Source organism: Citrobacter sp. JUb117 (assembly GCF_024809055.1).
Classification (GTDB): domain Bacteria; phylum Pseudomonadota; class Gammaproteobacteria; order Enterobacterales; family Enterobacteriaceae; genus Citrobacter; species Citrobacter gillenii.
This window is the reverse complement of record NZ_JANUFB010000007.1, coordinates 249,592-270,665: the sequence shown is the minus strand read 5'-3', so window position 1 is coordinate 270,665 and position 21,074 is coordinate 249,592. Positions and strand designations below refer to the sequence as shown.

The 21,074-nt window shown below is 53.4% G+C and carries 20 protein-coding genes; 10 read left to right on the top strand and 10 right to left on the bottom strand.

Annotation, left to right across the window (positions count from 1 at the left end):
• Positions 1–2,874, bottom strand: a 2,874-nt coding sequence (locus tag M2374_RS17680; RefSeq protein WP_404979246.1) for an inverse autotransporter beta domain-containing protein, incomplete at its 3' end; no start/stop codon positions are given.
• Positions 2,875–3,188: 314 nt separating this feature from the next.
• Positions 3,189–3,557 carry a hypothetical protein gene (locus M2374_RS17675; RefSeq protein ID WP_220133086.1) on the bottom strand — a complete coding sequence of 123 codons (369 nt, stop codon included), beginning with the start codon at positions 3,555–3,557 and terminating at the stop codon, positions 3,189–3,191.
• A gap of 588 nt (positions 3,558–4,145) precedes the next feature.
• Between M2374_RS17675 and M2374_RS17670 the strand changes: the two genes are divergently transcribed.
• From M2374_RS17670 to mnmH, 5 genes are all read left to right on the top strand, one after another.
• A complete protein-coding gene (locus tag M2374_RS17670; protein ID WP_117342275.1) occupies positions 4,146–4,991 on the top strand; it encodes a winged helix-turn-helix domain-containing protein in 846 nt (281 codons plus the stop codon).
• Positions 4,975–5,466: a hypothetical protein gene (locus M2374_RS17665; protein WP_135912434.1), complete on the top strand. Its 492-nt coding sequence runs from the start codon at positions 4,975–4,977 to the stop codon at positions 5,464–5,466. The genes M2374_RS17670 and M2374_RS17665 overlap by 17 nt, the downstream gene beginning before the upstream one ends.
• Positions 5,467–5,572: 106 nt before the next feature.
• Complete coding sequence (purE, locus tag M2374_RS17660; protein WP_096758002.1) at positions 5,573–6,082, top strand: 5-(carboxyamino)imidazole ribonucleotide mutase; 510 nt, start codon at positions 5,573–5,575, stop codon at positions 6,080–6,082.
• Positions 6,079–7,146: a 5-(carboxyamino)imidazole ribonucleotide synthase gene (purK, locus tag M2374_RS17655; RefSeq protein ID WP_115259173.1), complete on the top strand. Its 1,068-nt coding sequence runs from the start codon at positions 6,079–6,081 to the stop codon at positions 7,144–7,146. Before purE ends, purK begins: the two co-directional genes overlap by 4 nt.
• A gap of 96 nt (positions 7,147–7,242) precedes the next feature.
• Entirely contained in the window at positions 7,243–8,328 is a 1,086-nt protein-coding gene (gene mnmH, locus M2374_RS17650) for a tRNA 2-selenouridine(34) synthase MnmH (protein WP_181490488.1), read from the top strand.
• On the opposite strand, the gene M2374_RS17645 is transcribed toward mnmH, so the two are convergent.
• From M2374_RS17645 to ybbA, 6 genes are all read right to left on the bottom strand, one after another.
• Positions 8,325–8,984: a methionine ABC transporter permease gene (locus M2374_RS17645; protein WP_005125237.1), complete on the bottom strand. Its 660-nt coding sequence runs from the start codon at positions 8,982–8,984 to the stop codon at positions 8,325–8,327. The genes mnmH and M2374_RS17645 overlap by 4 nt on opposite strands.
• Positions 8,977–9,993, bottom strand: a complete 1,017-nt coding sequence (sfbB, locus tag M2374_RS17640) for a virulence-associated ABC transporter ATP-binding protein SfbB (protein ID WP_181688403.1) — start codon at positions 9,991–9,993, stop codon at positions 8,977–8,979. The genes M2374_RS17645 and sfbB overlap by 8 nt, the downstream gene beginning before the upstream one ends.
• Before the next feature lie 62 nt (positions 9,994–10,055).
• Complete coding sequence (locus M2374_RS17635; RefSeq protein ID WP_117342153.1) at positions 10,056–10,886, bottom strand: MetQ/NlpA family ABC transporter substrate-binding protein; 831 nt, start codon at positions 10,884–10,886, stop codon at positions 10,056–10,058.
• Positions 10,887–11,169: 283 nt separating this feature from the next.
• Positions 11,170–12,303, bottom strand: a complete 1,134-nt coding sequence (locus tag M2374_RS17630) for a porin (RefSeq protein ID WP_135912438.1) — start codon at positions 12,301–12,303, stop codon at positions 11,170–11,172.
• Between the two features lie 190 nt (positions 12,304–12,493).
• Complete coding sequence (ybbP, locus tag M2374_RS17625; protein WP_259155291.1) at positions 12,494–14,908, bottom strand: putative ABC transporter permease subunit YbbP; 2,415 nt, start codon at positions 14,906–14,908, stop codon at positions 12,494–12,496.
• A complete protein-coding gene (gene ybbA, locus M2374_RS17620; RefSeq protein ID WP_181688405.1) occupies positions 14,905–15,591 on the bottom strand; it encodes a putative ABC transporter ATP-binding protein YbbA in 687 nt (228 codons plus the stop codon). The genes ybbP and ybbA overlap by 4 nt, the downstream gene beginning before the upstream one ends.
• Between ybbA and tesA the strand changes: the two genes are divergently transcribed.
• The 3 genes from tesA to M2374_RS17605 all read left to right on the top strand — a co-directional run bounded on the left by tesA (position 15,562) and on the right by M2374_RS17605 (position 18,024).
• Positions 15,562–16,176, top strand: a complete 615-nt coding sequence (gene tesA / locus M2374_RS17615) for a multifunctional acyl-CoA thioesterase I/protease I/lysophospholipase L1 (protein WP_135953037.1) — start codon at positions 15,562–15,564, stop codon at positions 16,174–16,176. The two genes, ybbA and tesA, sit on opposite strands and share 30 nt — an antisense overlap.
• 163 nt (positions 16,177–16,339) lie before the next feature.
• The gene (locus M2374_RS17610; protein ID WP_096758010.1) at positions 16,340–17,110 is read left to right on the top strand and encodes an SDR family oxidoreductase; all 771 of its coding nucleotides are present in this window, start codon (positions 16,340–16,342) and stop codon (positions 17,108–17,110) included.
• 59 nt (positions 17,111–17,169) lie between these two features.
• A complete protein-coding gene (locus M2374_RS17605; protein ID WP_115259180.1) occupies positions 17,170–18,024 on the top strand; it encodes a co-chaperone YbbN in 855 nt (284 codons plus the stop codon).
• A gap of 105 nt (positions 18,025–18,129) precedes the next feature.
• Here the strand turns inward: M2374_RS17605 and fetB are convergent, their stop codons facing one another.
• Complete coding sequence (gene fetB / locus M2374_RS17600; protein WP_117342149.1) at positions 18,130–18,909, bottom strand: iron efflux ABC transporter permease subunit FetB; 780 nt, start codon at positions 18,907–18,909, stop codon at positions 18,130–18,132.
• Positions 18,896–19,573 (bottom strand): iron efflux ABC transporter ATP-binding subunit FetA, encoded by a 678-nt coding sequence (fetA, locus tag M2374_RS17595; RefSeq protein WP_181490491.1) that lies wholly within the window; start codon positions 19,571–19,573, stop codon positions 18,896–18,898. Before fetA ends, fetB begins: the two co-directional genes overlap by 14 nt.
• A 132-nt stretch (positions 19,574–19,705) precedes the next feature.
• On the opposite strand from fetA, the gene M2374_RS17590 reads away from it, so the two are divergent.
• Both M2374_RS17590 and M2374_RS17585 read left to right on the top strand, forming a co-directional pair.
• The gene (locus M2374_RS17590) at positions 19,706–20,623 is read left to right on the top strand and encodes an SPFH domain-containing protein (protein WP_096758014.1); all 918 of its coding nucleotides are present in this window, start codon (positions 19,706–19,708) and stop codon (positions 20,621–20,623) included.
• A complete protein-coding gene (locus M2374_RS17585) occupies positions 20,620–21,072 on the top strand; it encodes an NfeD family protein (RefSeq protein WP_181688406.1) in 453 nt (150 codons plus the stop codon). Before M2374_RS17590 ends, M2374_RS17585 begins: the two co-directional genes overlap by 4 nt.
• Positions 21,073–21,074: the final 2 nt, after the last annotated feature.

The following is a 21,074-nucleotide window of genomic DNA, read 5'->3' as shown; positions in this document are numbered from 1 at the left end:
CGTTGCCGTCACGATAATTTTTCCGGCCACGGTGCTGGTCAGCGTGGTGCTGGCCCTGCCGTCATCGCCCGTGGTCACCACCGCAGGCGCAAACGTGACCCCGGTGTTATCTGCCGTGAACGTCACGTCGGCCTTTGCCACCGGATTGCCCTGCGCATCCGTCACCAGCGCCACAACGGCGTTGCCTGCCTGCCCGTCCGCCTTCGCTCCGGAGGTGACGCTCAGGTTGCTGTCGGTAATGTTGGCGGTGTCCCGGTCGGCGATAAATGCCGTCTCCTTGCTGGCGGCATTATTGCCTACCGTTGCCGTCACGATAATTTTCCCGGCCACGGTGCTGGTCAGCGTGGTGCTGGCCTTACCGTCATCGCCCGTGGTCACCACCCCAGACGCAAACGTAACCCCGGTGTTATCTGCCGTGAACGTCACGTCGGCCTTTGCCACCGGATTGCCCTGCGCATCCGTCACCAGCGCCACAACGGCGTTGCCTGCCTGCCCGTCCGCCTTCGCTCCGGAGGTGACGCTCAGATTGCTGTCGGTGATATTGGCGGAGTCCTGGTCGGCGATAAAGTGCGTTGTCGTGTCGGTTGAACTTCCGGATTCACGTATAGATGCGTTGACCTTATACTCTCCGGCAGTCTGAGTTCTGATAATCGCATTCACCAGACCCTCATCATTACTTGCAAACGTGTCTGCCGTAACCGTCGCTTCCGCCGTTTCGCCAACGGCGCTAATATCCACGATCACCCCCCCGGCAATATTTCCCCGGGTATCCGTCACCTTTATCGTTACCGCATTGCTGTCCATTCCGTTGGCTTTGGCACCCGCCGTAACCCTCAGATCACCTTCAGCAATATGCGCGGCTGATTTGTCTACGACAAAGTGCACCGTAGTCGACAACGCAGCTCGCGTTGCCGATCCTGAGCGAACGGCAACATTCGTTTCTCCGGCACGCTCATTGGTGATCTTCAGCGTCGTTTTACCCTTTGCATCGGTTAACAATGATGTATCGACCACACCATCATTATCTGCATCCGCTTCAACGGTAAAATTCGCCAGCGGATTACCCTGCGCATCCAGAACAACAGCTTCAATTTCGTTCGAACTTAAACCATCCGCATGAGCATGATTTTTGGTCACGTTCAGACCACTGATCATTGCAGTATTAGCATCAGCGGCAAATAATACCTGTGCTTCCCTGGTACTCCCGTCATCCGTTGTGACCGTCACAGAACCCTTTTTTGCTACCTTACTGCGTAGCATAACCGTTCCCTTTCCATCCGCATCCGTGGTAACAGAGAGTACTTTGCTGTTCGATTGCGTATCGGTATAAAGCGTGGCCGAGGGGTTGTTATTCTCATCCGTCAGGCCCGATACGCTGAAAGTCAGCTGTTGCCCAGGCACGCCTAAACCAGACTCATCGTTTACGGCGGCCGTCAGTGAAACAAACTTGCTGTTATCTGCGACAACGGGGCTCTTCGGCGTGACGACAAGTTCCCCCATCTCGTGGTGAGAGGGGCTAACACGGATAATTGTGCTGGCTGTATTCGAACGATTACCTTTATTATCAAAGCTTACCGCAGTCAGCGTGTATTCCTGCGCAGCCCCACTACGTGTCCCTTGGGTATAAGCAGGGATACGAACGTCAATTTCTCTTTCTGAACGTTTCTGCAGGGTCCCTCCCTGCTCTACGAATCCTGGCGATGACGTCCATTGCGTCTCTTTCAGCCCATATTTATCCTTGTGCAAGGTAACAGGAATACGGATCAGCTCTGAAGAGCGCGCCTCTGTAACATCCGGCAAACTGATACGCAGCACTTCCTGCTGACGATACTCAAGAACAATATTGTTGTTACGATCAACCAGATCGTATCGGCTGCCAGCCAGACTACGCATTGCCGCCACTGATGACGGATCGATCTGCTGATTCCACGGCATACCCAGTTGATAATAAAAACCGATCCCCATACGGGTATCATTTTTGCCCGACTGCCCCTGACGCTGCTCAGCGTTTAAACTCAGTAACGGGATCGGCGTGTATTCAAGGCCGGCCGTGACCGCAAACGGGTTACGTTGGCGATTATTCTTTCCAAATAGTGCAACGTCTTTGCCATAGTACTGCTCCCAGGTCAGCTTCCCCCCCAGTTGCGGGGCAAACGGTAACCAGCCTTGTGTCCGAACATCCCAGCCATTCGCCGGGCGTTCATCATAATCTCTGACATCCGGGGAATCCTTCCAGCCGGTGAGTCTGAAATAACCATTCGCACTTAATTTAACAAAGTCACGCCAATATTCCGCACCAATACCGGCGCGGGCATGTTCGCGGGAGAGGTCATAGTCGCCAAACGTATTAACGCCCAGCATATAATCAGAGATGAAGTGACGAATCCCCACCCCCAGATTCGACTGGTTGCGGTCATCCGTACGATGGAGACTTCCCTGGGTAAACACCACCCTATCCCCCCGATCGTAAAGTGGAACCAGCAGGTCAAGCTGAGAATTTTTCAGCGACAGTTTTTTGTCAGTCTCCAGCTGCACGCGGGCGGTTCCGAAGCGGTTCAGGAGCTCCTGCACCTCACTACTGGCCGCGGTGGTTGCCATGCTGTTGCCCAGGGTAACGGCCGCATCCGTATCAGGGTTGTTAGCCAAAAAGCTCCCGGCGCGGGACGCAATTCCGGCAATATTTTTCTCGCGTTCATTGTCAACTGAAGGGAGCGGGTCGTTTTCACCCCAGGCTATCTCAGGAAACGGGGTTAACGGCACATCCAGTTCATCACCCGCCTGCAATGCATTAAAACCGCGCGAAAAGGTACGTAATTGATTGAGTCTTTTCAGCGCATCCGTACTCATGTTGAATTTCGCCGCAACGGAATCCACACTTTCGCCAGGCTGGAGAATATACACCTGGGTTGGAATATCTACTGTAGAATTTGCCGATGGTGTATTAAGAAATCGCCGTTCGCTTCCCGTACCAGCAATCGCTGGCGTGAACGCAACCGTCACGGGGAATAAGAACTGGGTTATTATATTAATCCAAACAAAACGTCGAAAAAAATTTCGCATACATTAAAATACCTGTATAAAAGGAATGCACCACCCCCTCCTTGACAGAAAGGATATAATTACGTCGTTTATATAAAAGTTGGCCAGCATGGCCGCGATACCGTCAACCATTATTTACACATTATAAATTAAGCTATTTCAATTCCGATAAATTGCCTGACTTCAGTAACATGTTGTAGATTGAGTTTGCGGGCGATCACTCCCACTCGCGAATAAACCGTCTTGTTATTCGCATTAAGAAATGTTGCCACTGCAGATATATTCGAATGCTGCGCAACTGCAATAGCAATCTTCTTCTCTTTTTCAGTCATCATGGAAAGTTCCTGCACCCTGGCTATATAATCTTTAATATCTGTCCAGGTCATCGAGCGGCCATTCTTGATACAACACAATATTTCACTCAAACCATCATCTCGATCAAAAGCTGTAATAGGTGCCAGAACCTTAGAATGAACGCTAATACCTTTCATCAGAAAGACATTCTGTTCAATATCCATATACTCAATAACATCCAATAACTCACCAAACGAATAAAACGAGTCGATATCAACAATGCATATTTTGTAGTTAAAATCACACTTTTTAAGCACATATCTAAATGCTAATTTTATATATGTGTTTTTCGACAGAATTTTATACCTCATAACAACAATACAACTCATTAACAATGAAAGCAGATAAAAACCTTTGTCTGAAAGACTTAAAGAGACCATCAAAAACCTGAGTTGTTCTCCCGAGTGGTCTGGTGATTGTCATTGTGTTGCTCCTTATACGCACTAACTCAGGCGTGGCGAGAAGTGTGAACGTTAGAGACACGCCCTCAGCTAAAACCGTTCAGTCCTTACTCATTTACTTATACGACTAATCCTAACAACTCAATGCCGCAATAAGATACTTGTATCGAAAATTTAAGCATTTACAGACACATAAACTTAAATATAGTTAAAGTACAAACAATTTAACTACGAAAATGTGAGGGCTATCTAAATGTGCTATCATGCCAACATCAATGCTGATAAGAAAACAGCACGAGGAATGCAGGTGGTTTAAGCCATTATGTCACCATGAGGCACGGAGAGGCGGGAATGGTTTATTTGATTGATAAACGGATAAAATATCGTACTGAGGATGGCTCAATATGGCCGTTGGGCGATGAGGAATCAACTGTCATTTTGACCCTCACCATGAACCGACTCCTGGCATGTCTTCTTAATCGCCATGGACAAGTCCTGACCCGTAATGAACTGCTTGATGATGTTTGGGATGCCCATGGTCTGCGTTCATCAAATCATACACTGAATAAATACATATCCGAACTCAGAAAATGTTTTTCCCGTTTAGGTATTTCTGCCGAATGTATTACGACCGTACCCCGGGTTGGTTTTATGTTCAGCCGTAATATTGACGTCCAGATTATCGATAATGATATTCCTGAAAGCCTTTCTCAGTCTGAAACGGTATTGCAACAGGAAAACACCCTACAGATAAGCAAACAAGCAGAAGAAAGCCGTAGCGATCTGGTAGAAAAAAAACAAACACCCTATCAGCGATTCAGATACACAATATTATCGTTAATTATTGTAATAATGAGCATTATCATGTTAACAGAGAAATACTGGTATCCCGAGAACCGAACCGCAGACATAAAAGATACCCCGAGATATTTTTTATTTAACTATGAAACGTGTCCAGTCTACACCATTCAGAAAAATTCAATTTCACTTACAGAGAAGAAAAAAAGATTGTTTCTGGAGCTCGTTAGACGAGAAAATATATCATGTCTTACCGGTGCTTCTTTTACTTACCATGCTTCTGAATCTTATTTGTATGGTAAAGAAGGCCGTGTATTTATTAGTCGCTGCACCTCTAAAGATAGAAACTATATATCTTGCCTGAACTATTACTGGAGCGGTCATGAAAGTAATATATAAACAAAAATGGCTGTTCCCCTTTATGCTGTTATTGCTATTAGCATTCTCATTTTACAGATTTATATTCAATCGGTACCAGACTCCCGGTTTAGATATTAACTGTGCAACAATTATACATTACGATCATCTAGATCCCATCTTTATCTCTACTATTGAAATGAACTTTCGTCTGGGTAAGGATCACAATGGTAAAGTAATATTATCAGGAAATATCAAAACGGGTAGCAATGTACAAACCATCTCGCGAATGGCCGTGTTTGATTATGAAATAACCTCCCCAAACGAGATTTCAATCTATAATGTGGAATATATGAAGAACGCGCGCGATACCGCAAACGATGAGTTATTTAGAAATAGCTTCTTTTATGCTCAGAAAGGAACAAGTAGACAAATGCACCTGAGTCCGTCAGGTAATGCGTGGTTAATCGGAAACCTGCAGTCACCCTTTGCGTTATGTGTAAATAAAGAGGGATAACTACGCGTTCCCTCCTACTGCGCAATCGTTTTCCTTGACGTTAAAACATGCTATTCTCTGTGGTCTCAAAAGTCGAGTGTTGTGCACCACAGGAGTTTTCAGACGCATGTCTTCCCGCAATAATCCGGCGCGAGTCGCCATCGTGATGGGGTCCAAAAGCGACTGGGCTACCATGCAGTTCGCCGCCGAAATCTTCGAAATCCTGAATGTCCCGCACCACGTTGAAGTGGTCTCTGCCCACCGCACCCCCGACAGACTGTTTAGCTTCGCCGAAAGTGCTGAAGAGAACGGCTATCAGGTGATTATTGCAGGCGCAGGCGGTGCAGCACATCTGCCCGGTATGATTGCCGCCAAAACGCTGGTACCGGTATTAGGTGTTCCGGTGCAAAGCGCAGCGCTGAGCGGCGTAGACAGCCTGTACTCCATCGTGCAGATGCCGCGCGGTATTCCGGTGGGCACGCTGGCGATTGGTAAAGCGGGCGCGGCGAATGCGGCCCTGCTGGCGGCACAAATTCTGGCGACACACGATAAAGAACTGCATCAGCGTCTGCATGACTGGCGTAAAGCACAGACCGACGAAGTACTGGAGAACCCGGACCCGCGAGGTGCGGCATGAAGCAGGTTTGCGTACTCGGCAACGGTCAGCTAGGACGCATGTTGCGCCAGGCCGGTGAGCCGCTGGGGATTGCGGTTTGGCCCGTCGGGCTGGATGCCGAACCCGCTGCCGTTCCCTTTCAGCAAAGCGTGATTACCGCCGAGATTGAACGCTGGCCGGAAACCGCACTAACCCGCGAACTGGCGCGCCATCCGGCGTTCGTCAACCGTGATATTTTCCCTATTATTGCCGACCGTCTGACGCAAAAGCAGCTGTTTGACAAACTGAAGCTGGCTACCGCGCCGTGGCAGCTGTTGGCAGACAAAAGCGAATGGTCTGCGGTATTTGAAACGCTGGGAGAGCTGGCGATCGTCAAACGCCGCGTCGGCGGCTACGACGGTCGCGGGCAGTGGCGTTTACGCGCCCACGAAACAGAACAACTGCCGGACGACTGCTACGGCGAGTGTATCGTCGAGCAGGGTATTAACTTCTCCGGCGAAGTATCACTGGTTGGCGCCCGCGCCCACGACGGCAGCACCGTCTTCTATCCACTGACTCATAACCTGCATCAGGACGGCATTCTGCGCACCAGCGTCGCGTTCCCGCAGGCCAATGCTAAACAGCAGGATCAGGCCGAGGCGATGCTGTCTGCCATCATGCACGAGCTGGGCTATGTTGGCGTAATGGCGATGGAGTGTTTTATCACCCCGGAAGGCTTGCTGATCAACGAACTGGCCCCGCGCGTACACAACAGCGGACACTGGACACAGAACGGCGCCAGCATCAGCCAATTTGAACTGCACCTGCGCGCCATTACCGACCTGCCGTTACCTGTGCCGGTGGTGAACAGTCCGTCAGTGATGGTGAATTTAATTGGCAGCGACCTGAATTATGACTGGCTGAAACTGCCACTGGTGCATCTGCACTGGTATGACAAAGAGGTGCGCGCAGGTCGTAAGGTTGGTCACCTGAACCTGACCGACAACGATACCGCTCGCCTGAGCGCCACGCTGGAAGCACTGATTCCCCTGCTACCGCCGGAATATGCCAGCGGCATTATCTGGGCACAGTCCAAACTGAAATAAGCCATTAATGCCGGGGAATGGAATTTGTCCTTCCCCGGCCCCTCCTCTGGCGCGTAAAATCCCCTCCATTGCTGTTTTGTATTTTCAGGATTGAACATGAACGATGGAACGGACTATCGCGCGATTCTGCTCGCCGGTACGCCCTTAATCGATGTACGCGCCCCCGTTGAGTTTCAACAAGGCGCGATGCCGGGTGCAATCAACCTTCCCCTGATGAACGATGACGAACGTGCCGCGGTCGGGACCTGTTACAAACGTCAGGGACCGGACGCTGCGCTGGCACTGGGACATCAGCTTGTGAGCGGCGACACCCGCCAGCAGCGAATGAGTGCCTGGCAAGCGGCGTGTCGCCAACACCCTGAGGGAATTTTATGCTGCGCACGCGGCGGTCAGCGTTCACACATTGTGCAGCAATGGCTGCGTGAATCCGGCATTGACTACCCGCTGGTCAGCGGCGGTTATAAAGCCCTGCGTCAGGCTGCGATACAAATAACTGAAGAGTTGGTGCAAAAACCAATTGTCTTAATTGGCGGCTGTACCGGCAGCGGTAAAACGCAGTTGGTGCAATTGCAGCCAAACGGCGTGGATCTCGAAGGTCTGGCGCACCATCGCGGCTCTTCTTTTGGTCGCACGGTTGAGCCGCAACTGAGCCAGGCCAGTTTTGAAAACCTGCTGGCGGTCGAGATGCTGAAAACCGACAGCCGTCAGGACCTGCATCGCTGGGTGCTGGAAGATGAAGGCCGCATGATTGGCGCCAATCATTTGCCCGAGTGCTTGCGTGAGCGCATGACTCAGGCCGCGATTGCGGTGGTTGACGATCCCTTTGAACTGCGCCTTGAGCGGCTGCGTGAAGAGTATTTTGTCCGCATGCACCACGATTTCACCCAAGCGTACGGGGAAACCCAGGGCTGGCAGGAATACAGCGAATACCTGCACCACGGTCTGTTCGCCATCCGCCGTCGTTTAGGGTTACAACGTTTTGCGGAACTGACCGAACTGCTCGACGTCGCGTTGAACGAGCAACAGGCCAGCGGCAGCACCGACGGTCACATGGGCTGGCTGGTGCCGTTACTCAACGAATATTACGATCCGATGTATCGTTACCAGTTAGAGAAGAAAGCCGCGAAAATCGTCTTTCGCGGCACATGGCAGGAGGTGAATGACTGGGTTCAGACGCATTAATGCCGGTCGCGCTTATCCGCGCGTTTCGCCAGCCAGTCGCCCAGCACCTGAACAACCTGTACCAGAATAATCAGCGCCACCACGGTGACGATCATGACCTGGGTTTCGTAGCGGTAATAACCGAAGCGAATCGCCAGGTCACCAACGCCGCCGCCACCAACAATCCCGGCCATCGCGGAATAGCCGATCAGGCTGACCAGCGTTATCGTCAACCCACGCAGCAGGCCGGCACTGGCTTCCGGTAACAGCACCGTACAAATGATGCGCATCGGGCTGGCGCCAAAGGCCTCCGCCGCTTCAATAATGCCTTTATCGACCTCGCGCAGGGCGCTGTCCACCAGTCGGGCATAAAATGCAATCGCCGCTACCGACAGCGGTACCGACGCCGCAATCGGCCCGATGGTATTGCCGAGCAAAAACTGAGTTAACGGCAGCAGCAGCACCAGCAGGATCACAAACGGCACCGAACGGATGATATTCACCAGCACGGAGCTGAGCAGATACACAAAACGGTTCTGCCAGAATAAATGACGGTCGGTCACGAAGATTAAAAAACCCAGCGGCAGGCCGCCAACAATTGCCAGCACCGTTGAGATGCTCAGCATCTGGAAGGTTTCATTGAACGCCAGCGTCAAATCCGGCAATAAATCATCCACGAATCACCTCCACCTGTGCGGTACGTTGACGAATGTGCTCCACGGCGACATCGACCGCCGCAGGATTATGCGGCGCGGTCAGTTGCACCACCAAAATCCCCAGCGCCCGCTCGCCAATATATTCAATTTTGCCGTGCAGGATATTCACTGCCACGCCAAATTTCACTGCCACCTCGGACAGCACCGGCTGTTCTGCCGAATCGCCAATAAACAGAATTTTTAACAGCTGCCCCGGCAAATGTTGCCGCAGGCGATCCGGTAGCGTCAGGTTGAGCGTGTGTGATACCAGCTGTTGGGTAAACGCGTGCTGCGGATGGGCAAAAACATCAAACACCTCGCCGGACTCCACCACCTTGCCGCCGGACATCACCGCCACGCGATCGCAGATAGATTTGATCACGTTCATCTCGTGGGTGATCAGGACGATCGTGATCCCCAGTTGGGCGTTGATCTGCTTGAGCAGTGCCAGAATGGTGGAGGAGGTTTCCAGATCCAGCGCCGAAGTCGGTTCATCGCAGAGCAGCACATCCGGGTGGTTGGCAATCGCACGGGCAATACCCACACGCTGCTTTTGCCCGCCGCTGAGCTGCACTGGATAATGGTTGGCCTTATCAGACAGTCCCACCAGGGCCAGGATCTCCGTCACGCGTGGGGCAATTTTACTGCCCTCCCAGCCTGCAGCCTTCAGGCTGAAGGCCACATTTTGCGCCACGGTGCGGGTATGCATCAGGTTAAAGTGCTGGAAGATCATGCCGATACGCTGACGCGCCTTGCGTAATTGACGTCCCTCAAGCGCGGAGATTTCCACGCCATTCACTTTTACGCTTCCCTCGCTCGGGCGCGTTAAGGCGTTCAGGGTACGCAGCAGGGTACTTTTTCCCGCGCCGCTGGTCCCAACAATACCGAATATCTCGCCTGCGCCGATCCGCAGGCTGACGTCATCAACCGCACGGGTTGACGGCCCACGGCCTGCGGCGAAGTCCACGCAAACCTTCTCTATCTCAATCATAGCCACCTCAGAAATGCGAAAAGGGCAGTCATCGCTGCCCTGTTAACCCATTGGCGCAGCGATTACTGGGCTGCCGACATCCATTCCGGTTTCTGGAAGGCGCTGTAAATATTTTTCGGGTCGTCAATCACCGCGCGATAAGCCGGTGATTTCACCGCCTCAACAATGTCTTTGGCGAACGGTTTATCCGCATCTTCACTGCGTACCGCGATGATATTTTTCAGGTTTTCATCCAGATTCTCTTGCTTCAACGCACTTGCGAGATCCAGTTTTGCGGCAACGGCGAAGTTACCGTTGACCAGCGCGCCGGTCACGCCGTCGAGCGTACGCGGCAACTGCGCAGCTTCCAGCGGTTTGAAAATCAGCCCTTTCGGGTTGCTGGCGATATCACGCTCGGAAGCTTTAGTGGGATCGATATTATCTTTAATGGTGATCAAATCGATAGATTGCAGGAAGCGCAGCCCGCGAGCCAGGTTGGTGGGATCGTTGGAAAGCGTAATCACGTCCCCTTTTTTCAGCTCATCCAGGCTTTTGATTTTATGTGAGTAGAACCCCATTCCGGCCGTCGGGACCACAATCAATTTGCTCAGCTTCAGGCCTTTGTCGGCAGTGAATTTGTCAAAGTACAGCGAGTGCTGGAACAGGTTGGCGTCAATGCTACCGTTGGAAAGCGCCATATTGGGCTGGACGTAGTCGCTGAATTCGCGCACCACCACCTTGTAGCCCTTTTCTTTCAGCGTCGGGGCAATAGCCTGTTTTACCATGTCACCATACGGACCCGGCGCGACGCCGAAAACGATAGTCTGTGGATCGCTATTGGCGTGAGCAAACTGTAAGCCGCAGGCCAGTAATAATGCTCCGGTCGCGATGCGTAAATTGTGGCGCAATCCCATAATCTCTCCATTTTAACGTTGTGATGTGGTATCTCACGCCGTTCATGCGGCGTTGTTGTTGTTGACCTGCCTAACAGGCTGATTGTTAACATGACACAGATCACAACCTGCTGTCCTTGAAATTATTTCATGATATTGCAGAGTGTGTAATTGAAGGGGAAGGCATGAAAAAAGCCGGATGGCGGCACAAGCACCTTATCCGGCCTACAAATAACTCGATTACGCTGCTCTCGTAGGCCCGATAGCACACGTGCATCGGGCATTCCGTTTGGCAGGTGTTCGATTAGAAATCGTAACGCAGACGCACCAGGTTCATGTCGCCCAGGTTGTCGGTGCTGGAGGTAAAGACGTGTTCGTAATCTACACGGAAGCCGTAGTCCAGCTGGAAGCTGATCCCCACGCCGTTGTCGGTGCGCAGGTAGTTACGGCCATTCACGTATTCAATACGATCGCCCATAAAGTAAGGCTGAACGGATTTCAGTGCATACTGGCCAACCGGGAAAGTGTAACCGGCAAAGTATTCCAGACCCCACGCGTCACCGGCAAAATAGTCGTTAACCGACACTTTCTTGGTGGTCATGAAGTTTTGATACCAGCCGCCACCCAGGGAGAAGGTCCAGTTGTCCGGTTTCCAGCTCAGCGCAGTACCCACGATGTTCTGATCGTACGTTTTGCTGCCATTGCCGCGCATTTCCGCACGGGTGTAGTTCCACGCCGTACCCCAGGTTAAGTCGTCGGTAATGTGGTAATCGGCACCCAGCGAGCCGCCGCCTTTACGTTTGTAGCGCAGACCGTTGTTCGGGTTGTAGTCATCGCTGAAAAGATAAGAGGCATAGAGATCTACATCGCCCACGGTTTTCTTATACTTCAGTGATTTACGCGTACGATATGAACCATCGTAGTCGCCATTAATCCCGTTACCTGGTGCCTGACCGATCATGTCGTAGTCCCAGATATCTGTTTTCGCACCGACCACATCATAGTAAATGCTGTTCTGTTGACCAAAGGTCAGCGTACCCCAGGTCGCACTCTTCAGCCCGGTGTACAGCATACGACGCGTGGTGTCGTTGGCGCCGTCGGCATGGTGATTATCCCAGTCGAACATCGCCGGGAAGTTAACACCCAGCTCGTAGTAGCTTACCCAACTGATGTCATCAAACAGATAGTAGTCTGCGGCGAAGCGGAAACGGGTACCGCCATCGAAACCGTTACGCTTGTAGCCATTCTTGCCATCGTCGCCCGCCATGTTCTGGAACTGGGGACGGATACTGCCACCGACGGTGAAGTTAAGACGGCTCAGCGGATTACCCGCCTGCGGATCTTGTTTCAGGACGGTGATTTCCGCCTGGGCGGCGAACGTCGTTAATGCCACTACTGCGCCGATCGATACCGCCAGCGCTGTTTTTTTTATAGTCATGGATTGTTTTACCTTGATAGATAGCCTGCCAATTATTCAGCACGCAAATATTAACGTTTATTAACACTCGCGTGTTGGCGGGTTTTTATTGTTCCGTGCGGTTAAATATCAAGGAGTTATCAATTTGTGCGGGATAAACGAAAAATATGCACCGGTGTAAAAACCGGTGCGTAATCATCACTAAAATGAATTAATTGTTAAACTGACGAAACAGGGCCTTGCCTTTTAGCAGACGTGCGCCGAGCCACCCACCGCATAATGAGAGCAGCAACGCCCCGCAAACCGGTAAGATGACCCACAGCCGCCAGTCAGGCTCCCACGGGAAATCAAACACGCGGGTTTGCAGAACCGCCAGCGCGGTTTCTGCGCCAATGGCCGCAACCAGCCCGGAGACCATCCCCAGCATGGCGAACTCGCACCAAAGCGTGGTGCGCAGCAATTTCTTGCCCGCCCCCAGCGTCCGCCAGACCACCAGTTCCTGATGCCGCTGACGCATGCCGACCTGCACCTGAGCCAGCAGCAGCAGCACGCCACAAGCGGTAACCAGCACCACCATCACCTCCAGCGCCCGGCTGACCTGTTCAAGCACCTGGCCAACCTGTTTGAGGATCGCGCCGATATCCAGCAGGCTGATGGTCGGAAACTCGCGGTTAAGCTGCGTCAGCATGCCGTTGCCATTTTCCCAACGGAAGCTGGTCAGCCAACTTTGCGGCTGCCCGTCCAACGCGCCCTGCGGGAAGATAAAGAAGAAGTTAGGCCGCAGGCTTTCCCAGTCCACCTTACGCAGGCTACTGACCGTAGCGCTGAAATCCTGGGTGTCCCCCATAAAGGTCACGCGATCGCCAAGTTTGACGTTCAGTCGCTTCGCCAGCCCTTCTTCCATCGACACTTCACCTGCTTTTGGCGGCCAGCTTCCGGCGGTTAACGGGTTATGATCCGGACGGGTATCCTGCCAGGTCAGGTTCAGTTCGCGGTTAAGCGACTCATCCTGATTACCTTCGGTTGCCTTGTCATTGATGGCGGTCAGACGCGCCCGCACAATCGGGTAGAACGACTCAGGGATCACCTGATGCTCGGACAGGAACGCCTTCAGCGGCCCCACTTGTTCAGTGGCAATATTGATGAGGAAGTAGTTCGGGCTTTCCGGCGGCATTTGCTGCTGCCAGCGGTCGAGCAGATCGCCCCGTAACACCAGCAACAGCGCCAGTAGCATAAAAGAGAGCGAAAAGGCCGACAGCTGACTCAGCGTTGACCACGGCTGGCGCAGTAAACGACTGACCGCCAGACGCAGCGGCAGCGAGGTGAGCGTCAGGCCGCGCAGCAGGTTGAGCAGCATCCAGCCCAGCACGCCGCACAACAGCGCCAGCACCACCGCACCGGCCAGCACCGCCCACAGCAGCATGCTTCCGCCCATCAGCCCGGCCAGCAGCGCAACCACCACGATCGTCGCCACAGGCAAATAGATCTTCAGCGGCCAGACGTTGGCCACCACGTCGCGGCACAGCACCCGCAGCGGCTGCGTGGCCAGCAGCAGACGATAGGGACGCAGCCCGACCAGCAGTGAAATGACGGTCATGGTGCCGAACGCCCACAGCCACGGCCACAGGCTGGCAGGCGGCAATTCACCCGGTAAAACGGGCCTGAGCAGCAGCACCAGTATGCGTTCAAACAGCAGACCACACGCCCCGCCGGTGATACCGGACAACGCCAACACCATCAGCCACTGGCCGACAATCAGCTTGCGTAGCTGCGCCCTGCCCGCGCCGAGCGTTTTTAGTATCGCCACCAGATCGTAGCGGCTGCGGCAGTAATGATTCATCGCCACGGCAACGGCGGCAACCGCCAGCAGCAACGTTAACAGTGCCGACAGCAGCAGGAACTGTTGCGAGCGTTCGAGAGATTTCCCCAACGCGCCTTCATCTTGTTCCAGCCCGTACCAACGCTGCTCCGGTTTTAACTGCGGCAACAGCCACTTTTCATAATCTTCCAACTGCTGCGGCGTGCCGCCAAATTTATAACGCCAGGTCACACGGCTTCCAGGCTGGACGGCCCCCGTTTTTTCGACATCGGCAAGATTCATCATCAGACGCGGTGCTATCTGAAACGGGTTAAACCCGGAATCCGGCTCCTGTACCACCTCGCCAGCAATACGCAGCGTGGCGTCCCCGACATCAATGGCATCACCGATTTTCAAATTGAGCAGCGCCATCAGACGCGGGGCCAGCAGCACCGAACCGGGCTGCGGTTTCAGCCCTGGCGGGTTGGTTTGCAGCGCGCCATACAGGGGGTACACGTCATCCACCGCTTTGACGTTCGCCAGTTGCGGAGTATCGGCGGCAAAGGTCATGGTGGCGAAGGTCAGCTGTTCGCCCACCTTCAGGCCGCGCTGTCGCGCCTCGTCAATCCAGGCTTTCGGCACGTCCCGCGAGCTTTGCAGCGCCCGGTCACCCGCCATAAATTCGCGGCTTTGCTGGCTCAGCCCTTTTTCCATGCGGTCACTGATATTCCCCAGCGCCAGCACGCAGGCCACCGCCAGGCTGAGCGCCAGCCAGACAATTAATAATGAGGGCGAGCGCCATTCGCGCCAGAACCAGCGTGCAATCATGCCTCCTCCTGTAGCAGCCCGTTAACCAGACGTAAACGCCGGTCGCAGCGCGCCGCCAGCTGCGGGTCATGCGTGACCAGAATCAGGGTGGTGCCGTGTTCACGGTTGAGAGAGAACAGCAGATCGGCAATTTTGTCTCCAGTTTGCCGGTCGAGGTTGCCCGTCGGCTCATCGGCAAACAGCACGTCCGGGCGTCCGTTAAACGCCCGCGCCAGCGCCACACGCTGCTGCTCCCCGCCGGACAGCTGGGCCGAAAGGTGGTCAAGGCGTTTGCCTAACCCCAATTGCTCCAGCAAAGCTTTGGCTCCAGCCTGACTGCTGCCACTGTTTTCCCCGCGCAATAACGCGGGTAGTTCGACGTTCTCGAGTGCGTTGAGGGTCGGAATGAGCATGAAGGACTGAAAGACAAAGCCGACATGCTGCGCGCGCAGCTGCGCCCGGGCTTCTTCGTCCATACTGTGCAACGGTTGCCCGACCAGGCTGACTTCGCCGCTTGTGCCATCGTCCAGCCCGGCGAGGATCGCCAGCAGCGTGGATTTCCCCGAACCCGACTCACCAATCAGCGCAATGGTCTCGGCGCGTTTGACAACCAGTTCAACTCCGGTAAGGATGGATAGCTCCTGATCACCCTGACCGACGGATTTCTTAAGATGATGAACTTCAACAATGTTTTCCGCTGGCATTTGCCCTTCCTGTTCCTGGTTCTGTTAACTTTCCGCGCCGCCGCGGCGGACACGTTATTAATTCTGGGTGACAGCCTGAGTGCCGGATACCGAATGTCGGCCAGCGCAGCGTGGCCAGCGCTGCTGCATGACAAATGGCAAAACAAAACATCGGTGGTGAATGCCAGCATTAGTGGCGACACCTCACAACAGGGCCTGGCGCGTCTGCCCGCATTACTGCAACAACACCAGCCACGCTGGGTGCTGGTCGAACTGGGCGGCAATGACGGCCTGCGCGGGTTTTCACCTGCGCAAACTGAACAAACCTTGCGTAAAATTTTACACGACGTCAAAGCGGCAAAGGCCGAACCGCTGCTGATGCAAATTCGTCTGCCAGCCAACTATGGTCGCCGTTATAATGAAACCTTTAGCGCAGTTTATCCAAAGCTCGCCAGCGAGTTTGATATTCCTCTGCTGCCCTTTTTTATGGAAGAGGTCTATCTGAAACCCCAATGGATGCAGGATGATGGTATCCACCCTAATCGTGACGCCCAGCCGTTTATTGCCGACTGGATGGTGAAACAACTCACACCTTTTCTATCCTAAATAATTCGAGTTGTATGAAGGCGGCAAGTGAGAGAGTTCCCAGGAGCATAGATAACTATGTGACTGGGGTGAGCGAGCGTAGCCAACGCACAGACAACTTGAAGTATGACGGATATAGTAAATCACGACTCGTAAAACAACGGAGATCCTGACAGGTAAAGTTATGCAAAAATCGGTCTTAATAACAGGATGTTCCAGTGGAATCGGCCTGGAAAGCGCGCTTGAGCTAAAGCGCCAGGGTTTTCAAATTCTGGCAGGCTGCCGCAAACCCGACGATGTCGCACGCATGAACGGTATGGGATTCACCGGCATCTTGCTGGATCTGGACTCTACAGAAAGCGTGGATCGCGCAGCCGATGAGGTGATCGCCCTGACCGATAATCGTTTGTATGGGATCTTTAATAACGCCGGATTCGGCGTGTATGGCCCGCTGCCGACCATCAGCCGTGAGCAGATGGAACAGCAGTTTTCCGCCAACTTCTTTGGTGCGCATCAGTTGACCATGCGCCTGCTGCCCGCCATGTTGCCCCACGGCGAAGGGCGTATTGTGATGACGTCATCGGTGATGGGCCTGATCTCCACGCCGGGACGTGGGGCCTATGCCGCCAGTAAATACGCGCTGGAAGCCTGGTCCGATGCACTGCGTATGGAATTACGTCACAGCGGCATTAAAGTCAGTTTGATTGAACCCGGCCCTATCCGCACCCGTTTCACCGAGAACGTTAACCAGACACAGAGCGATTCCCCGGTAGAAAACCCCGGTATTGCCGCACGTTTTACGTTAGGACCTGAGGCCGTGGTCGCCAAAGTGCGTCATGCTTTTGAGAGCGATAAACCGAAACTGCGCTACCCCGTCACCCTGGTGACCTGGGCAGTCATGCTGTTGAAGCGCCTGTTGCCAGGTCGCGTAATGGACAAAATTTTACAGGGCTGAGTTGAAGCCAGCGCGTCTGCCCCCATGTAAAAACAAATCGACGAATAGAGAGTGACTCCATGTCCGTACAAAATATTGTCAATATTAACGAATCTAACCTGCAGCAGACCCTTGAACTGTCGATGACCACGCCGGTCCTGTTCTATTTCTGGTCTGAACGCAGCCAGCACTGTCAGCAATTGACGCCGGTGCTGGAAAGCCTGGTCGCGCAGTACAACGGTCAGTTTATTCTCGCCAAGCTGGACTGCGACGCCGAGCAGATGATCGCCTCGCAGTTTGGCCTGCGCGCCATCCCAACGGTGTATCTGTTCCAGAACGGTCAGCCGGTGGACGGTTTCCAGGGTCCGCAGCCGGAAGAGGTGATCCGTGCGCTGCTCGAGAAAGTCCTGCCAAGTGAAGAAGAGCTGAAAGCACGCCAGGCCATCGAATTCATTGAAGCTGGCAACCACGCTGACGCACTGCCGCTGCTGAAAGAAGCCTGGCAGATGTCCAACCAGAGCAGCGAAATTGGCCTGCTGCTGGCAGAAACGCAAATCGCCCTGAACCGCTCCGACGATGCCGAAGCGGTGCTGAAAACCATTCCGTTACAGGATCAGGACACCCGCTATCAGGGTCTGGTCGCCCAAATTGAACTGCTGAAGCAGGCGGCGGACACGCCGGAAATCCAACTGTTGCAGCAGCAGGTCGCAGACAACCCGCAGGATGCCGCACTGGCCACCCAACTGGCGATCCAACTGCATCAGGTCGGACGTAACGAAGAAGCGCTGGAGCTGCTGTTCAGCCACCTGAGAAAAGATCTTGCTGCCGCTGACGGCCAGGCGCGTAAGACCTTCCAGGAGATCCTCGCCGCATTGGGCACCGGCGATGCGCTGGCGTCGAAGTATCGTCGTCAGCTGTACGCGTTGTTGTACTAATCCGCGTGATGTTGCCCGATGGCGCTTGCGCCTATCGGGCCTACAAATTCTACAAATACCGATCCCGTAGGCCGGATAAGGCGGTAGCCGCCATCCGGCTTCACATTACGTCTTCTTCAGATGCGTTACGACTAATTGGTGACGCGAATTATAGAACTTCCGATAGGTTAAATAGCAGGCGATAATGGTCGACAGGCTGGCGGTAGAAAGCAGCATGAAGGTCACCATAATCTGATATTTGATCGCTTTTACCGGATCGATACCGGCAAAGATTAACCCCGACATCATCCCCGGCAAGCTCACCAGACCGACGGTTTTCGCGGAATCAATGGTTGGGATCAACGACGCACGAATACTGTCGCGAATTAACGGCGCGGAGGCAATCTTCGGCGTGGCGCCGAGACTCAACTTTTCCTGAATTTGCTGCTGTTCGCTGTTAAATCGCTGGCCCAGATTGTTATAACACAGCCCGACCGCCACCATCGCGTTGCCCGCAATCATGCCGGAAATCGGGATCACCTGCATCGGCGTGAACGCAATGGAGCCTGACAGCACCAGTACCGCCAGCGTCAGTCCGGCCCCTGCCGTTATTGCAATAAACGACGAGATAAAGGCGTTGCCGATATATTTACTGCGTTTTTGCGCGTTATAGGCGGCGTTAAGACAGATAAACAGCACCATCAATAAGGTCAGAATACTGTGATTCACGCCAAAGATATATTTCAGCACGTAGCCGACGATAATAAGCTGGATAACCGCCCGACATACGCTCCAGAGAATATCTTTTTCCAGCGCCAGTTTTTCTTTATGGCTAATCAGAATAGCCACCACCACCAGCATCATCGCTAATGCCAGCGACTCATTGGTAATATTATGCTCGTTCATTGCGTGTTTCCTGCATTTCTCCGGCATGCGGTTGGAGGGTTATGACATTATCCGCATGATTAATTTCATCTTTGTCGTGCGTCACCCACAACACCGCCATATTTTTCTCGCGAACGTAGCGATGTATAAGCTCATTTACATTCCGCTTATTGGTTTCATCCAGCGCGCTGGTGATTTCATCGAGCAGCAGAATTTTGGGCAAAAACTGCAAATTACGAATGAGCGAGACGCGTTGCTTTTCACCGCCGGACAGTTCATTGATGCCTTTTTTGAGGATCGTCTCGGGCAGCTCAAAGCGCGCCAGATCGGCGAGAAACGCCTCTTCTTGTGGGTGTTTATGCCGAATTTGCCACGGAAAAATGAGATTGTCGTAAACGGTGTCGCCAAACAATGCGGGGGTTTGCGCACAATACGAGACCTGCTGTCGATACGCTTCGGGTTTGAGCGTGGATATCTCCTTTCCCTCAAAGAGGATCTCACCGTTGCTTGGGCTAATTAACGAGGCCACAATCTTCAGCAATGTGCTTTTACCGCAGCCGGATGGGCCTGTTATGAGCTTAAATTCCCCGGCGTGGAGATTAAAACAGATATTATTGAGAATCTTCGTGTTACCCGCCTGCCAGCCGACATCGTTGAGCTGGAGCAAAATACTGCTTTCTTCCATTATCATTCCCTTTTCACCGCTTTCGTGCAGACAGTCTATCCCTGTAATTTATTATTGGGGAGCCACCTTGATAAATCGGGTATAATTTGACTTATCAGGCAGTAAAGGACAGCGTAACAGGAGGTTTTATCGATGCTCATTTTCATCCCCATTCTCATTTTTGTCGCGCTGGTGATTGTTGGCGCAGGCGTCAAAATCGTCCCTCAGGGATACCAGTGGACGGTGGAACGCTTTGGTCGTTACACCAAAACCCTGCAGCCAGGCTTAAGCCTCGTGGTACCATTCATGGACCGGATTGGTCGTAAGATCAATATGATGGAGCAGGTTCTCGATATTCCGTCGCAGGAAGTTATCTCCAAAGATAACGCCAACGTATCCATCGATGCGGTGTGCTTTATTCAAGTGATCGATGCGCCAAAAGCGGCGTATGAAGTCAGCAATCTGGAACTGGCGATCATCAACCTGACGATGACCAACATCCGTACCGTTCTCGGCTCGATGGAGTTGGACGAGATGCTTTCCCAGCGCGACAACATCAATACGCGTTTGCTGCATATCGTTGATGAAGCCACCAACCCGTGGGGCATCAAAATTACCCGTATTGAAATCCGCGATGTGCGCCCACCGGCCGAGCTTATCGACGCCATGAACGCCCAGATGAAAGCCGAACGAACCAAGCGCGCCTATATTCTTGAGGCCGAAGGGATCCGCCAGGCCGAAATCGTCAAGGCCGAAGGTGAGAAGCAGTCGAAAATCCTGAAAGCGGAAGGTGAACGCCAGTCCGCGTTCTTGCAGGCCGAAGCGCGCGAACGTTCCGCCGAAGCTGAAGCCCGTGCAACGCAGATGGTGTCTGAGGCCATTGCCGCCGGGGATATTCAAGCCGTGAACTACTTCGTGGCACAGAAATACACCGAAGCGCTGCAACAAATCGGTTCGTCCAATAACAGCAAAGTGGTGATGATGCCGCTGGATGCCAGCAGCCTGATGGGCTCCATTGCCGGTATTAGCGAACTGATTAAGGACAGCGCCAGCGAGCGGAACAAATCATGATTGCGATGATTCTGGTTCATCCAAACCTCTTCTGGCTCAGCCTCGGCGGTCTGTTACTGGCCGCTGAGATGTTGGGCGGCAACGGCTATCTGCTGTGGAGCGGTGTGGCGGCAGTCATCACCGGTCTGGTCGTCTGGCTATTGCCGCTCGACTGGGCATGGCAGGGCGCGATGTTCGCCGTCTTAACGCTGCTGGCAGCCTGGCTGTGGTGGAAGTGGTTGGCAAAGCGTGTGCAGGAACAAAAACCGGCAGACAGCCATCTCAACCAGCGCGGACAGCAACTGGTCGGCCGCCGGTTTGTGCTGGAAACGGCGCTGGTGAACGGGCGCGGACATATGCGCGTGGGCGACAGCTCCTGGCCGGTCAGCGCGCGTGACGATTTGAGTGCAGGAACACAGGTAGAGGTGATTGCCGTTGAAGGCATTACCCTGATTATCAGAGCCTTATAACC